The sequence below is a fragment of the Paraburkholderia sp. BL27I4N3 genome, assembly GCF_003386115.1.
In the GTDB taxonomy this organism is placed as follows: Bacteria; Pseudomonadota; Gammaproteobacteria; order Burkholderiales; family Burkholderiaceae; genus Paraburkholderia.
The window spans coordinates 7,889,066-7,903,027 of sequence record NZ_QREJ01000001.1 but is presented as its reverse complement, the minus strand read 5'-3'; the positions used below and the strand labels follow the sequence as shown (position 1 = coordinate 7,903,027).

Below are 13,962 nucleotides of genomic sequence, written 5' to 3'. Positions count from 1 at the left end.
AAAGCGGCTGCTGGGCAGCGGCGGCATCAATTCAGCTTAGCGCAGGATGATGAACGGTGGGCTCGAGAATGTCGCAATATGTTCTTGATACGAACATGCGGTCATATATCGAACAACTTGACACGATAATAGGCGCGCGGCCGAAACCATGTCAAGCACGGCCAGGCCCGCACCAGGGAATACGTGCAGGCCGCGTGCGTTTTCTCGAAGGATCAGACGAATCATGCGCCCCTGCCGGCGGCCCGTTTTCCAGGCGCCGGCACGGGGCTGAAGACTGCGTGGCGCGTGTTTCTAGCGGAGCTGGATATGCTCGTCCTCGATATAGCTGCGGATTACATCGGCAAAATTGCGCTCGCCGCTCAACCCCAGCCCTTCCGCACGAGACGTATCCCACCGTCCCGGCCAGCTACCCACGATTTTTTCGACGCGCGCATCCGGTTCGAACACGATCCGCGCGGCAACCGCGTCGCCCGCGACCTCGCGCAGCGCGGCGACCATCTCGTCGACGCTCACCGAAATACCCGGCAAATTCAACACGCGCTGGTTACCGAGCGCGGCGGAATCGAGTTCGAGTCCGGCGATCAGGCTCTCGATCGCCTTGCGCGGCGACAGCAGCCACAGGCGCGTCGAGCCCGCCACCGGGCACACCGCCGCTTCTCCGTTCAACGGCTCGCGAATGATGCCGCTCGCGAACGACGACGCCGCCGCATTCGGCTTGCCCGGCCGCACGCTGATGGTGGGCAGCCGCACCACGCGGCCATCGACGAATCCGCGCCGCGCGTAATCGTTGAGCAGCAACTCCGCGATCGCCTTCTGCGCGCCATACGACGACTGCGGATTCAGCGCGGTGTCGTTCTGCACGACCTCGGGCAATTCGCCGCCGTACACGGCGACGGAACTCGTGAACAGCACGCGCGGCCGGTGGCCACGTTGCCGGCAAACTTCGAGCAGCAGCCGCGACGCATCCAGATTGATGCGCATGCCGAGATCGAAATCCGCTTCGGCCTGGCCGCTCACGACTGCGGCCAGATGGAAGATCGCCGAAGTCTGGTCGTCGATCACGCGCTCGAGCACGCCGCGCTCGGCGATGTCGCCCACTTCCGCGCGCACGCGCTTATCGCCGAAATCGTTGGCTTGCACGACGTCGAGCAGCACCAGTTCGGTGATCGCTTGCGGCGTGCCTTGCGCGTCTTTCAGGGAGCCCCGCGCGAGCAGTTCACGCGCGAGACGCTGGCCGAGAAAGCCCGCCCCGCCGGTAATGAGTACTTTCATGATGTGTTCGTCCTTGTTAGCGGGTCGCGTTCAGATACGGTTTGAGCCAGCCGAGGCCGGCCGACGTGCCCGCGCGCGGCCGGTATTCGCAGCCGATATAACCGTCGTAGCCGAGCGAGTCGATCAGTTCGAGCAGGTACGGGTAGTTCAGTTCGCCCGTATCGGGCTCATGACGCTCGGGCACGCCGGCGATCTGAATGTGGCCGATGCCGGCCATATCGCGCTTGAGTTTCACCGCGAGGTCGCCTTCGACGATCTGGCAGTGGTAGCAGTCGAATTGCACCTTGAGATTTTCAGCGCCGACTTCCGCGCAGATCGCTTGCGCTTCGTCCTGACGGGTCAGAAAGAAGCCCGGCATGTCGCGCGTATTGATCGGCTCGATCACGACGGTGATGCCCTCGGCCTGCGCCGCCTTGGCGGCATGCGCGAGATTGCTCAGGTACACCTCGCGATGTTTCGCGCGCGGCTGATCCGCGCCGATCAGGCCGGCCATCACATGCAGTTTGCGATTGCCGAGCACGCGCGCGTAGTCGAGCGCGGTATCGATACCGCGGCGAAATTCATCTTCGCGGCCCGGCAGCGAGGCGATCCCACGTTCACCGCCGGCCCAGTCGCCGGGCGGCGCATTGAAAAGCGCTTGCGTCAGACCGCTCGCGCCGAGGCGCGTCTTGATCTCGTTGGCGGGGAAATCGTACGGGAACAGAAACTCGACCGCTTCGAAGCCGTCTTGCGCCGCGGCGGCGAAACGGTCGAGGAAAGCGTGCTCGTTGTACATCATCGAGAGATTGGCGGCGAAGCGAGGCATGGCAGCGACTCCTTGAAAACGGTGTGATGCGGCACGCGGCAGCAACGCATGCCGCGCGGGCGTATCGATTTATCGGTTGACCAGTTTGGCCGGCGTGAACCACGTGGCGATCGCGCCGATCACGAGCATGCCCGCCAGCACATACATGCCGGTTTGCGTGCTATGCGTCATATCCTTCAGATAGCCGATCATGTACGGGCTCGCGAATCCCGCGAGATTGCCGATCGAATTGATGATCGCGATGCCGGCCGCAGCGGTCGCGCCCGACATGAACGCGGTGGGCAGCGACCAGAAGAGCGGCGCGCAGGTCAGCACGCCGGCAGCGGCGAGCGAAAGAAACGCGATCGACACCACCGTGTTGTCCGCGAACGAAGCCGCGACCGTGAAGCCGATTGCACCGAACAGCGCCGGCACGATCAGATGCCAGCGGCGCTCACGACGCTTGTCGGCACTGTGCCCCATCAGATTCATCACGACGATTGCGCACAGGAACGGAATCGCGCTCAGCAGGCCGATATTGAATGCGCCTGTCACACCCGTCGATTTGACGAGCGTCGGCATCCAGAACGTCAGGCCGTATTGCCCCGTGACGAAAGCGAAATAGATCAGCGACATCCACCACGTGCGCGGATCGCGGAACACCGCGCCGAGCGAGTGCGCCTGGGCCTTTTCCTTCGGCTGCGCGGCGGCGATTTCATCGGTGAGCAGGCGCTTTTCGCGTTCGCTCAGCCACTTCGCGCTGGCGATGCCGTTGTCGAGATACAGGATCGTGGCGATGCCGATCGCAATAGCCGGAATCGCTTCGATCAGAAACATCCATTGCCAGCCCGCGAAACCCGAGCTGTTGTGGAACGTCTGCATGATCCAGCCGGACAGCGGGTTGCCGAAGATGCCCGACACCGGAATCGCCGACATGAACACCGCAATGATCTTCGCGCGCCGATGCGACGGGAACCAGTAGGTCAGGTACAGGATCACGCCGGGATAGAAACCGGCTTCGGCGAGGCCGAGAAGAAAGCGCAAGATGTAGAACTGCATCGGCGTCTTCACGAACACGAACACGGCCGAGAGCAAGCCCCACGTAATCATGATTCGCGCGATCCAGATGCGCGCGCCGAGCTTGTGCATGAGAATGTTGCTCGGCAACTCGAACAGAAAATAACCGATGAAGAACACGCCCGCGCCAAGACCGAACACCGTTTCGCTGAATGCCAGGTCTTGCGACATCTGCAATTTGGCAAAGCCGACATTTACGCGGTCCAGATAGGCGACCACATAGCAGAGCATCAGAAACGGCACGATGCGCCAGAATACTTTCTTATAGGTGCGCTCGACTTCAGCGGCGCCGGGTTGTCCCGCGGCGGCTGCTGAAATCGGCTGGCTCGAGGTGGCCTGATACGAACTCATGCATTGTCTCCTTCAGTGGATAGCCCGATGCGTCATGTGGAGCGCAACGTGACCTGGCTGTGTTTTGTCGGCTGTGACTACCAGCTAGCGCCGAATACGGTGCGCAGTTCTTCGAGTGCGGCTTCGTCGAGCGGTGCGGGCCGCGGGTTCGTCATCAACCATAAACGCGCGGTCTCTTCGAGTTCTTCGAGCGCATACGCGGCTTGCGCCACGGAACGCTCCCACACCACCGGACCCAGACGTTCGAGCAGCACCGCGCGAACGCTGTCGGCCAGCGCGGCGATCTGTTCAGCGACTTGCGGATCGCCGGGCCGCCTGTAACGAATCAGGGGGACGTGGCCCACTTTCATCACGTAGTACGGCGTGATGGGCGGCAGCACGTCGGTCTCGCGCCAGACGCCCGCTAGAGTCAGCGCGACCAGATGTGTCGAATGCGTGTGGACGATGCCGCGCGCCGCGCCGTTGCGCGCGTAGATGCCGCGATGCAAGGCCAGCGTTTTCGAGGGCCGGCCGCCGGACACCGCGTTGCCGTCGAGATCGACTTTGGCGATATCGGCGGGGTCGAGCCGGCCTAGACAGGCATCGGTCGGCGTGATCAGCCAGCCGTCGTCGAGCCGCGCGCTGATGTTGCCGGCGGTGCCGACCGTGTAGCCGCGTTGATAGAGACTCGCGCCGGTTACGCAGATTTCCTCGCGAACGCGTGCTTCGTCCGTGGTGTGGAGTGCGGGTGCGCCGGTCATTGCGCGGCTCCGTTCAGATGACGCAGTGCTTTTTCGAAGAAGTCGGTCGTGCCGAAGTTGCCGGATTTCAGAGCGAGCGCGAGCGGTTCGGCGCCGGTCGTGGCGGTGGCCGGCACGCCGGGATCGATCTGCGCGCCGATGCGCAGCGTGTGCACGTCGAGCGCCTGCACCACTGCGCCCGAGGTCTCGCCGCCTGCCACCACGAACTTGCGCACGCCGCGTTCGTGCAGACCGCGCGCGATCGACGCCAACGTGTTTTCAACCAGATGCCCTGCTTCATTCACGCCGAGCTGACGTTGTACCGCCTTGACTTCGTCGGGCGTGGCGGTGGCATAGATCAACATGGGCTCGGCTTTGTCGAGGTACGGCTGCGCGAAAGCCAGCGCCTGCTCGACGACGTTCTCGCCGCGTGCGGCCGCAAGCGGATCGACGCGGAACGCGGGCCGTGTAGAGCGCCACTGCGCGACCTGTTCGTTAGTCGCTTTGGATGCGCTGCCGGCCAGCACCGCCGACAATCCCCTCACCTGAGGCAATTGCGCGGCATCGGCCTGCTCCTTGAGCAAACCCGCGCGGCGGAAGTTGGCGGGCAAACCCAGCGCGATACCTGAGCCGCCTGTGATCAACGTGAGATCGGCGCACGCTTCGCCGAGTACGTAGAGGTCGGCATCGGACACCGCATCGGCAATCGCCATGCGCACGCCTTCGTTACGCAACCTATCGAAAGCGTCGCGCACGGCCGACACGCCTTGCGCCACGGCGTCATAACGCACGAGCCCGACCTTCGACTGCGTCTGCCGCTGCAGCACGCTCACGAGGTTCGCGTCGCGCATCGGCGTGAGCGGATGGTTCTCCATGCCCGACGCGTTAAGCAACGTGTCGCCGACGAACAGATGGCCGCGAAAGATCGTGCGGCCGTTCTCGGGAAATGCCGGACAGGCGATCGTGAACGCGCCAACGCTGCCGTCGCCGGACAATGCGTCGAGCAACGCATCCGTGACCGGGCCGATATTGCCCGCGTCCGTCGAATCGAAAGTCGAGCAGTATTTGAAAAAGAATTGCCGGCAACCTTGTGCGCGCAACCAGTCGAGCGCAGCGAGCGATTGCGCGACCGCATCGGCGGCGGGAATCGTGCGCGATTTCAGCGCGACCACCAGCGCGTCCGCCTCCACCGTTTCATTCGATGCGGGCACGCCGATGGTCTGTACCGTGCGCATGCCGCCGCGCACCAGCATGTTGGCGAGATCGGTGGCGCCGGTGAAGTCGTCGGCGATGCAGCCGAGCAGCGCGCGTTTCGTTGTAGCCGTCATGACGCTGACCTCCTCACTTCGCCGCCGGCACGTCGATGCCGGGGAAAATCTTGATCACCGCGGAATCGTCCTCGCCGCCGTGACCGGCCGTGGACGCCATCATGAACATCTGATGCGCCGCCGCCGACAGCGGCAACGGGAATTTCGAGCGGCGTGCGGTATCGAGCACGAGGCCGAGATCCTTGACGAAAATATCGACGGCCGAGAGCGGCGTGTAGTCGCCGTTCAGAATGTGCGGCACGCGGTTCTCGAACATCCACGAATTGCCCGCGCTGTGCGTAATCACTTCGTACAGCGCATCCGGATCGACGCCCTCGCGCAAGCCGAGCGCCATCGCCTCGGCGGCCACCGCGATATGCACGCCGGCCAATAGTTGATTGATGATCTTCACCTTCGACCCGGCGCCGTGTGCTGAGCCGAGGCGATACACCTTGCCCGCCATCGCGGCCAGCACGTCCTCGCATGCAGCGTAGGCCGCAGCGGGACCGGACGTCATCATGGTCATCTCGCCGGAGGCTGCGCGCGCCGCGCCGCCGGAGACCGGTGCGTCGAGCATCTGCAAACCGGCCGCCTCGATCCGCTTGCCGAGTTCGATCGCGAAGTCCGGCGCCACGGTCGCGCTGGCGATCACCACCCCGCCCGGTTTCATCGCCGCAACCGCGCCCTGCTCGCCGAACAGCACAGCTTCGGTTTGCGCGGCATTCACGACCAGCGTGACGACCACCTCGCACTGCGCGCCGAGTTCGGCGGGCGTTGCGCAACCCACGCCGCCTTCCGCGACGAACGCATTCAGCACCTCGCTGCGCAGATCGCACGCATGGACCCGCAGACCCGCGCGCAACAACGAGCGCGCGACACCCAGGCCCATTGCGCCAAGACCGATGACACCGACATTTCTGGACATGCTTGACCTCTATGAATTCGTTGGACGCTCGCGCGGAACACTGGGCGTTTCAAGCTCGGCAGCAAAGCTCAGCAGATCCCCGCTTCCGCGAGACGCCGTGCCGCGTTGTACATATGCGTTCGCGCCGCATTGCGCGCCGCCATCGGATCGCCCGCGCGAATCGCGGCGGCGATCGCCGCATGCTCTTCGCGCACCTGACGCGAAAAGTCCTCGCGCAACGCTTCGTTGCGGCGCGTGACGACCGTGCCGGCCTCAAGGTACTGATTCAGGAACGTGAGGGTTTTGAGGAAATACGGATTGCCGGTAGCCGCCGCAATCGCGCGATGGAACGCGACGTCTTCAGCCACACCGTCCTCGCCTTCGGCCACCGCCTCGTCGATCTTCGCGAGCGCCGCGTCGATCGACATCATGTCGGCGTCGCTGCGGCGCATCGCGGCTTCCGAGGCGACTTCCGCCTCGATGGCCCGCCGCAGCGCGAGTATCTGCACCACCGAGCCGGGCTCGACCGCTTCCGCGTAGTCGATCCGCAGCGGCCGCACCGTGCCGTGCGCGGCGACGAACACGCCGCTGCCCTGGCGCGGCTCGACCACGCCCTCGTTCTTCAGCCGCGAGATCGCCTCGCGGATCACCGTGCGGCTCACGCCGAACTGCTGCGCCAGCACGGCCTCGGTCGGCAGCTTGCCGCCGCGCTCGAAAGTGCCTTTGTCGATCTGCTTGAGCAGCTGTTGCGCGACCGTGTCGCTCAACGCTCTCGCAGGAATCTTCTCGAACATCGATGCCTCGATTGATCATGTTATCGGGTCATCATACAAATTTTAGATGCGGGCTGCATCCATGCAAACCCTGGGATTTTTGTCCATCAGGCGGCAAAGTTGGCGAAACAGAAGGCTTAAGCTATCGTCACGCCTTTAGCGCGCCGCTCGGGGAATCCAAGTGCCGCGCGGGTCCGCAGTTCTTCGAACGCATCTTCAAGGTCCATGAGCAAAGCCCTGCCGCCGTCTTCCGCCGTTCCCGTCAGCGCCGAACCGGCCCCGGACAAACCGGGCGATTCGTATGTGCAGTCGTTCGCGCGCGGCCTCGCGGTGATCCGTGCGTTCGACGCCACGCGCCCCGAACAGACGCTCACCGACGTCGCCGCCGCCACCGGTCTCACACGCGCCGGCGCGCGCCGCATTTTGCTGACCCTGCAGACGCTCGGTTATGTGGAGGCCGAAGGCCGCCTGTTCCGCCTCACGCCGAAGATCCTCGATCTCGGCTTCGCGTATCTGACCTCCATGCCGTTCTGGAACCTCGCCGAACCGGTAATGGAACAACTGTCCGCGCAGGTTCACGAGAGCGTCTCGGCAGCCGTGCTCGATCGCACCGAGATCGTCTATGTGCTGCGCGTGCCGACCCACAAGATCATGACGATCAACCTGTCGATCGGCAGCCGCTTGCCGGCCTACTGCACGTCGATGGGACGCGTGCTGCTGGCCTCGCTCGACGACGAAGCGCTCGAGGCAACCCTGGGTTCGACGCCGCTCTACGCGCACACGCCGCGCACGGTCACCGACAAGGAAGAGTTGAAGAAGCTGATCGCGCAGGTGCGCCGCCAGGGCTGGGCGATCGTCGATCAGGAACTGGAAGGCGGTTTGATTTCGCTGTCCGCGCCGATCCGCAATCGCCAGGGACGCGTGATTGCCGCGATGAATATCAGCGGCAATGCGCAGCGCAATTCCGGCAAGCAGATGGTGAAGGCGTTTCTGGAACCGTTGCAGCAGGCCGCGCAAACCGTATCGGAGATGGTGGCGCGGCGCGGGTAATCTCGAACGCGGGGCTCCGCGCGATGGCAACGCCCTGTTCAAGCAATCAATCGATCGGCTTGTCCGCCGTTTCCTTCAGCATCGAGACCGCGATCAGCGACACCACGACGCACGCCGCCACATAACCGGCCGGCGCCAGCTTGCTGCCGGTCAGCTTGATCAGCCACGTGGCGACGAGCTGCGCGGTCCCGCCGAACACGCACACGCTCAACGCATACGCGATCGAAATGCCGGTGGCGCGCACGCGCCGCGGAAACGACTCGCACATCAAGGCGAATTCCGACGCCGAGCCCATCGAGTAAAACAGCAGCATCAGCGCGGTCAGCGACATGATGACGGGCAACTGCGGAAAGCGGTTGATCAGCATGAAGGCCGGAAACAGCAGCAGCACCAGCACGCCGCGTCCGAACAGAATCGGCCGCTTGCGGCTGCCGATGCGATCCGACAGCATGCCGAATAGCGGACACGTGATCAGCATCACGAAACCCGAGGCGACGCCGACCAGCATCGACAGCGACATCGGCAGGCCGAGCGTGTGGATTGCGTAGGTCGGCATGTAGAAGGTCAGGATGTAGGTCGAGACCGTGCCGCCCATCACCGTCAGCGTGATCAGGATGAGCGGGCGCACATGGCTGGTGAAGAGTTCGCGCAGCACGCCGCGTTCAATCGCATGGCTGTGCGCGCTGGCCGCGTCGTCGGCGAGACGGCGGCGCAGATACATGCCGACCGGCGCGATCAGCACGCCGAGCAGGAATGGAATGCGCCAACCCCAGCTTTCCAGCGAGTCTTTCGGCAACGCGCCGGACAGCGCCGCCGCGATGCCCGAGCCCATTAACGCCGCGCCGCCTTGCGTGGCGAGTTGCCAGCTTGCGCGAAAACCGCGCCGCGTGCCGCCGCCCTGTTCGAGCAACGTGGAGGTGGCCGCGCCGAACTCTCCGCCTTGCGAGAAGCCTTGCACGAGACGCGCGAACACGATCAGCAAAGGTGCCGCCAAACCGATCTGCGCATAGGTCGGCGCGATTGCGATCAGGCCGGTGCTCACCGCCATCAGCATGATGGTCAGATTGAGCGCGGCTTTGCGGCCCTTGCGGTCCGCGTACACGCCGAGCATGACGCTGCCGAGCGGCCGCGTGATGAAGCCCGCCGCGAACGTCGCCACCGACAACAGCAACGACGTGGTCGGATCCGCCGACGGGAAATACAGCTTGCCGATGATCACGGCAAAAAAACCGTACACGGTGAAGTCGAAGAACTCGAGCCAGTTGCCGATCACGGCGGCAGCGATCGCGCCTCGGCTGTTGGTCCGGCTCGCCGCGGCGGCATGGCTCGCATCGGTCGTGGTACTCATCGCGTGGTCTTCCTCGTTGTTATGGTTGTAAGGCTTGACTTGGGCGCGGCTCGCCGCGCCGGATCACTGGCCCAGATAGCGCTCCACCAGCCGCGTCCAGAACGCCGCGCCGACCGGCAGATTGCGGTCGTTGAAGTCGTAGTGCGGGTTGTGCACCATGCAGCCGTCTTCCCCTGCGCCGTTGCCGATGCGCAGGAACGTGCCCGGCCGCTTCTGCAGCATGAAGGCAAAATCTTCGCTGCCCATGAGTATCTCGGTCTGCGCGACCACCTTGTCGTCGCCGACCAGTTCGCGCGCCACCTCCACCGCGAAATCCGTTTCGGCATCCGAATTGACGACCACCGGATAACCTTCGATATATTCCACGATCGCCTTGCCGCCGTAGCTCGCGGCCTGCGATTCAGCGAGTTCGGTAATGCGCTTCTTCAGCAGCGCGCGCACCTCGGGACTGAACGAACGCACGCTCAGTTCCAGCTTCGCGCTGCTCGAAATCACGTTGTTCGCGGTGCCCGCATGCATCGAGCCGACCGTCACCACCGCCGGCTGCGACGGATCGACGTTGCGCGCGACAATCGTCTGCAACGCCATCACGATGCTCGCCGCCACCACGACCGGATCGACCGTGAGGTGCGGACGCGCCGCGTGGCCGCCGACGCCTTCGATCGTGATGATCGCCTTGTCGCCCGCCGACATGAACGGCCCTTTACGGAACAACAGCACGCCCGGTTCTTCGCCAGGATGGTTGTGCACGCCGAACACGGCGTCGCAGGGAAAGCGCTCGAACAGGCCGTCGTTGATCATCTTCAGCGCACCGCTGTCGATGCCGCTCTCCTCGGCCGGCTGAAAGTACAGATGCACCGTGCCCGAAAAATTGCGCGTGGCCGCGAGGCGTTGCGCGGCGCCGAGCAGCATCGTCGTGTGGCCGTCGTGGCCGCATGCGTGCATCTTGCCGTGCGTGCCGCTGGCATACGGCAGGCCGGTCTGCTCGATGATCGGCAGCGCGTCCATGTCGGCGCGAATGCCGATACTGCGCTTGCCGTCGCCTACTTTCAGCGTGCCCACCACACCCGTCTGGCCGACGCCGCGCGTGACCTGCCAGCCCCATTGATCGAGCTTGTCCGCGACAAGCGCGCTCGTCTGGTGTTCCTCGTAGGCCAGTTCCGGATGATGGTGAATGTGATGGCGAATCTCGCGCAGGCTCTCGGCGACGGGCGCCAGGTCGGACACTTCGGTAAAACGCGCGGCTTCGCTCATCTCCAGGGCTCCAAGGATTCATGGCCGCATCAAAAACGCGGCAAACAGGCGAGCACTATAGCCACGCCGTTTTGTTCGAATAAGATGCTGTTTTTTTCACCCCGATTAACAATCGTTATATACGGGATTACCCCAATGAAACCGCAGCAGTTACAAGCGTTCGTGGCCGCCGCCCATCACCGCAGTCTGCGCGCCGCCGCGCGCGAGCTCGGCGTGACGCAACCGGCCGTCACGCATACGATCCGCGAGCTTGAGAGCGCGTTGAATGCCGAGCTGATGGTGCGCAGCGTACGCGGCATCGAATTGACGGCATGCGGGCTCGCGCTGCTGCCGCGCGCCGAGCAGTTGCTCGGCGACATGCGGCGTACGGTCGAAGCGGTCGAACAGGTCAAGGGAGAACTGGCCGGCAGGGTCAGCGTGGGCACCATGCCGTCGATCGCGCTCACGGCGCTGCCGCACGCGGTCTCGAAGTTTCGCCGCGCGATGCCGCGGGTCAATCTGCACCTGGAGGAAGTGACGATCCCGGACGCCGTCGCGCGTTTGCGCAACGGCGCGCTGGATATCGCGGCGATCCATCACGTGCAGGCGCTGGACAGCGATCTGGTGCAGGCGCCGCTCTACTCGACGCAGTTCGTCGTCGCCATGCGCGCCGGGCACCCGCTGGCCAATGTGACGCGCCTGCATGAGTTGCTCGACGCGGAGTGGATCGTGACCGTGGGTGCCGATCACTTCCCGCACAGCGTGATGATGGCCATGTTTGCCGCGCACGGCTTGCCGGTGCCGAAGCGGCTGGTACGTGCGCCGTCGTCGTTCGCGGTGACTCTAGGACTGGTGTCGCAAACCGACGTGATCGGCTGCTTCACGCGGCCGCTCGCGCAAATGGTCGCGCCGCTCGGCATTCGCGTCGCGCAGATCGAAGAGGCGCTGCCGAACTACGATCTCAGCATCATTTCGCGGCGCGGCCTGCTGCCGACGCCGGCCGTGCGGCAGTTCGTGTCGTGTCTGCAGGATGCGACACGGGAAAGTATGGCGGCGGCGGATAGTACGGCTTACTGAACGTCGGCTTCCGCCTTTAAAAACGCAATCAACTCATGTCCGGCTTCGTCGAGCGCGCCGGAATTATCGATCGTGGTGCAGCGCACGCCGTCCGGCAACGAGAACGGCGCGCGGCGCGCGAGCCGCGCTGCGACCTGTTCCGCCGACTCACGCGCCCGCGCGCCGAGGCGGGCTTCGAGAATGTGCGGCGCGGCGTCCACGTGCACCACTTCCGTATGCGGATAGCGCGCCAGCACGTGCTGCAAATGCTGCCGTGAGCCATTGACGACCACCGTGCAGCCGCGTGCAAGCCACGCATCGAGTTCGACACCGATGCCATAACGCAGCGAATGGCTCGACCATTCGAGCGCGAACAGGCCGAGCACGGAACGCGCCGCGAACTCTTCCACGCTCAATGCCACATGCGCCTCGCCGTTGCCGCTCGGCCGCGTGATGTAGCGATGCGCGAACAGAATCGGCTCGCCCATCAGGTGCTTGCGCGCGAACTCCAGCAACGAATCCTTGCCCGCGCCGGACGGTCCCATTACGTAGATCAAGCGACCTGTCATTGTTATTTCACCTCGCCGGTCTGAAACGGCACGCGCTGCCACAACACGAACGGCTCACCGGGCGCCGGTTCGACGAAGAGCGCCGCCTGATCGACCAGCAGCGGCCCGAGCGCGGGCGTTCGCGCTCGCCACCATGCGACCAGCGTGGCGCGCTCCTCGGCATCGGCGAGTGAACTGGAGAGCGTCATATGAAAACGGAATTCGTCGAACACGTATGGATAACCCCATTCGATCAGCAACGCACGTTGCCGTTCGCTTAACGGGGCCGCCAGACGCCGCGCCCGATCGGCGGCGGACTGCGGCGCGCGCAAGCTGCCGAGCGTTTGCAACGCGCTCGCGGCCACGGCGCGAATGCCGGCCTCACCTTGCGCATCGGCGGGCCGCAACGCAACAAAGTCGCCGAGCGTCGCGGCTTCCACCGGCAATGCAAATGCGCTTTGCGTCCGTGCCCACTCACGCGTGGCTTGCAATACATGTGCCTGCGTCAGGCCGTCGGCGAGTCGAAACGGCGCGACCAGTGTGCCGTGCCAGCCGTAGCGGCGCGGTGCTTCGGTCAGTTCGACGAGTGGACGTGCGAGATCCGAAGGTTGCGGCGCCTCGCACCGCTCGCCGCTTTCCGCGTCGCGCGCGAGCCATTCCGACCCGGCTCGCCACCACGCCGATTCGCGCGAGGGCGCGTAATACACGGCAAAACGAGCCTCGGCGCTCCATTCACCGCCGCTCATAGGTCGTGCTCCACTAGCAGTTGCACGCGATCCGCAGCGAAGTGCGTGAAGCCGTATTTGACGGGCGTGCCTTGCAGATCGACATCGACGTTCTCGACCCACAGCACCGGTTGCTGACGGTTGATATTCAACCGCCGCGCCACCTCCGGTTCGGGCAGCACACTGCCGATGCGACTCCACTTGCGCAAATAATCGTTCACGCCGAATTCCGCCATGGCCTTGGTGATGCCGCCGGTGCGCTCCAGCACTTGCGGCAGGTCAGCGAACCGCGCCGCGGGATACCAGTTGCGCGCGAACGTGAGCGGCACGCCGTCGGATTCGTGCAGCGATTCGATCCGGTAGACCGATGCACCGGCCCGCAGACTCAAGGCCTTCGCGACGCTCGGCTCGGCCTTCACGCGCGCGGCCGACAACATCGTGCCCGCCGCCGCGTGATGCTGCTGGCGCAAGTTTTCTGTAAACCGCGTGCGGCGTCCAATCGTATAGTCGATGGCGCCCGGTTGCACGAAGGTGCCGCGCCCCTGCTCGACGCTGACGAGGCCCAATGCGGCAAGACCCAGCATGGCCCGGCGCACCGTATGCCGGTTCACGTCGAAGCGTTTGGCCAGTTCGCCCTCGCTCGGCAGGCGCCCTTCTTCGCCAAAGCCGCTGGCGGCGATTTCCGCCGCCAGGATCTGCTCGATCTGCCGCCAGACGGCAACGCCCGCGCCGCGTTCGAGCATCGTGCCCGGCGTCGCGTTGTCGTTCGATGTCATGGTGCTGTCATTCCCCTGGGTTCAAATATTCGCTATGAC

General features: G+C 64.5%; 14 protein-coding genes. 2 read left to right on the top strand and 12 right to left on the bottom strand.

What is annotated here, in order from left to right; translation table 11 throughout:
* Positions 1-291 precede the first annotated feature (291 nt).
* The 7 genes from denD to B0G71_RS35820 form a co-directional block, all read right to left on the bottom strand.
* A complete protein-coding gene (denD, locus tag B0G71_RS35850) occupies positions 292-1,272 on the bottom strand; it encodes a D-erythronate dehydrogenase (protein WP_116147909.1) in 981 nt (326 codons plus the stop codon).
* A gap of 16 nt (positions 1,273-1,288) precedes the next feature.
* Entirely contained in the window at positions 1,289-2,077 is a 789-nt protein-coding gene (gene otnI, locus B0G71_RS35845; protein ID WP_116147907.1) for a 2-oxo-tetronate isomerase, read from the bottom strand.
* A gap of 69 nt (positions 2,078-2,146) precedes the next feature.
* On the bottom strand, positions 2,147-3,484 hold the full coding sequence (locus B0G71_RS35840; RefSeq protein WP_116147905.1) for an MFS transporter: 1,338 nt from the start codon (positions 3,482-3,484) through the stop codon (positions 2,147-2,149).
* Positions 3,485-3,561: 77 nt separating this feature from the next.
* Positions 3,562-4,224: an aldolase gene (locus tag B0G71_RS35835; RefSeq protein ID WP_116147903.1), complete on the bottom strand. Its 663-nt coding sequence runs from the start codon at positions 4,222-4,224 to the stop codon at positions 3,562-3,564.
* Positions 4,221-5,531 carry a 3-oxo-tetronate kinase gene (otnK, locus tag B0G71_RS35830; RefSeq protein ID WP_116147901.1) on the bottom strand — a complete coding sequence of 437 codons (1,311 nt, stop codon included), beginning with the start codon at positions 5,529-5,531 and terminating at the stop codon, positions 4,221-4,223. The genes B0G71_RS35835 and otnK overlap by 4 nt, the downstream gene beginning before the upstream one ends.
* A 13-nt stretch (positions 5,532-5,544) precedes the next feature.
* Complete coding sequence (gene ltnD / locus B0G71_RS35825; RefSeq protein ID WP_116147899.1) at positions 5,545-6,435, bottom strand: L-threonate dehydrogenase; 891 nt, start codon at positions 6,433-6,435, stop codon at positions 5,545-5,547.
* Positions 6,436-6,503: 68 nt separating this feature from the next.
* Positions 6,504-7,208, bottom strand: coding sequence for a FadR/GntR family transcriptional regulator (locus B0G71_RS35820; RefSeq protein ID WP_106282401.1), 705 nt, complete (start codon positions 7,206-7,208; stop codon positions 6,504-6,506).
* A 204-nt stretch (positions 7,209-7,412) separates the two neighbouring features.
* On the opposite strand from B0G71_RS35820, the gene B0G71_RS35815 reads away from it, so the two are divergent.
* Positions 7,413-8,237 (top strand): IclR family transcriptional regulator, encoded by an 825-nt coding sequence (locus B0G71_RS35815; protein WP_116147897.1) that lies wholly within the window; start codon positions 7,413-7,415, stop codon positions 8,235-8,237.
* A 46-nt stretch (positions 8,238-8,283) separates the two neighbouring features.
* Here B0G71_RS35815 and B0G71_RS35810 read toward each other — a convergent pair whose 3' ends face one another.
* Positions 8,284-9,585, bottom strand: a complete 1,302-nt coding sequence (locus tag B0G71_RS35810) for an MFS transporter (RefSeq protein WP_116147895.1) — start codon at positions 9,583-9,585, stop codon at positions 8,284-8,286.
* A 63-nt stretch (positions 9,586-9,648) separates the two neighbouring features.
* On the bottom strand, positions 9,649-10,839 hold the full coding sequence (locus B0G71_RS35805; RefSeq protein WP_116147894.1) for a M20 aminoacylase family protein: 1,191 nt from the start codon (positions 10,837-10,839) through the stop codon (positions 9,649-9,651).
* Positions 10,840-10,974: 135 nt separating this feature from the next.
* Between B0G71_RS35805 and B0G71_RS35800 the strand changes: the two genes are divergently transcribed.
* Positions 10,975-11,895: a LysR family transcriptional regulator gene (locus B0G71_RS35800; RefSeq protein ID WP_116147893.1), complete on the top strand. Its 921-nt coding sequence runs from the start codon at positions 10,975-10,977 to the stop codon at positions 11,893-11,895.
* Here the strand turns inward: B0G71_RS35800 and phnN are convergent.
* Genes phnN through phnF form a run of 3 tightly spaced genes read right to left on the bottom strand, consistent with a single transcriptional unit; the run spans position 11,889 to position 13,923 of the window.
* Entirely contained in the window at positions 11,889-12,443 is a 555-nt protein-coding gene (phnN, locus tag B0G71_RS35795) for a phosphonate metabolism protein/1,5-bisphosphokinase (PRPP-forming) PhnN (protein WP_106282406.1), read from the bottom strand. The two genes, B0G71_RS35800 and phnN, sit on opposite strands and share 7 nt — an antisense overlap.
* 2 nt (positions 12,444-12,445) lie before the next feature.
* The gene (locus tag B0G71_RS35790) at positions 12,446-13,168 is read right to left on the bottom strand and encodes a DUF1045 domain-containing protein (protein ID WP_116147891.1); all 723 of its coding nucleotides are present in this window, start codon (positions 13,166-13,168) and stop codon (positions 12,446-12,448) included.
* Positions 13,165-13,923 carry a phosphonate metabolism transcriptional regulator PhnF gene (gene phnF / locus B0G71_RS35785; protein ID WP_116147889.1) on the bottom strand — a complete coding sequence of 253 codons (759 nt, stop codon included), beginning with the start codon at positions 13,921-13,923 and terminating at the stop codon, positions 13,165-13,167. The genes B0G71_RS35790 and phnF overlap by 4 nt, the downstream gene beginning before the upstream one ends.
* Positions 13,924-13,962 lie beyond the last annotated feature (39 nt).

What these genes read in the sequence shown, in the direction of transcription:
- denD (WP_116147909.1), bottom strand. Translation starts at nt 1,272, where the DNA reads ATGAAAGTACTCATTACCGGCGGGGCGGGCTTTCTCGGCCAGCGTCTC.
- ltnD (WP_116147899.1), bottom strand. Translation starts at nt 6,435, where the DNA reads ATGTCCAGAAATGTCGGTGTCATCGGTCTTGGCGCAATGGGCCTGGGT.
- phnF (WP_116147889.1), bottom strand. Translation starts at nt 13,923, where the DNA reads ATGACATCGAACGACAACGCGACGCCGGGCACGATGCTCGAACGCGGC.
- B0G71_RS35835 (WP_116147903.1), bottom strand. Translation starts at nt 4,224, where the DNA reads ATGACCGGCGCACCCGCACTCCACACCACGGACGAAGCACGCGTTCGC.
- B0G71_RS35815 (WP_116147897.1), top strand. Translation starts at nt 7,413, where the DNA reads ATGAGCAAAGCCCTGCCGCCGTCTTCCGCCGTTCCCGTCAGCGCCGAA.
- B0G71_RS35800 (WP_116147893.1), top strand. Translation starts at nt 10,975, where the DNA reads ATGAAACCGCAGCAGTTACAAGCGTTCGTGGCCGCCGCCCATCACCGC.
- B0G71_RS35790 (WP_116147891.1), bottom strand. Translation starts at nt 13,168, where the DNA reads ATGAGCGGCGGTGAATGGAGCGCCGAGGCTCGTTTTGCCGTGTATTAC.
- B0G71_RS35805 (WP_116147894.1), bottom strand. Translation starts at nt 10,839, where the DNA reads ATGAGCGAAGCCGCGCGTTTTACCGAAGTGTCCGACCTGGCGCCCGTC.
- otnK (WP_116147901.1), bottom strand. Translation starts at nt 5,531, where the DNA reads ATGACGGCTACAACGAAACGCGCGCTGCTCGGCTGCATCGCCGACGAC.
- otnI (WP_116147907.1), bottom strand. Translation starts at nt 2,077, where the DNA reads ATGCCTCGCTTCGCCGCCAATCTCTCGATGATGTACAACGAGCACGCT.
- B0G71_RS35840 (WP_116147905.1), bottom strand. Translation starts at nt 3,484, where the DNA reads ATGAGTTCGTATCAGGCCACCTCGAGCCAGCCGATTTCAGCAGCCGCC.
- B0G71_RS35810 (WP_116147895.1), bottom strand. Translation starts at nt 9,585, where the DNA reads ATGAGTACCACGACCGATGCGAGCCATGCCGCCGCGGCGAGCCGGACC.
- phnN (WP_106282406.1), bottom strand. Translation starts at nt 12,443, where the DNA reads ATGACAGGTCGCTTGATCTACGTAATGGGACCGTCCGGCGCGGGCAAG.
- B0G71_RS35820 (WP_106282401.1), bottom strand. Translation starts at nt 7,208, where the DNA reads ATGTTCGAGAAGATTCCTGCGAGAGCGTTGAGCGACACGGTCGCGCAA.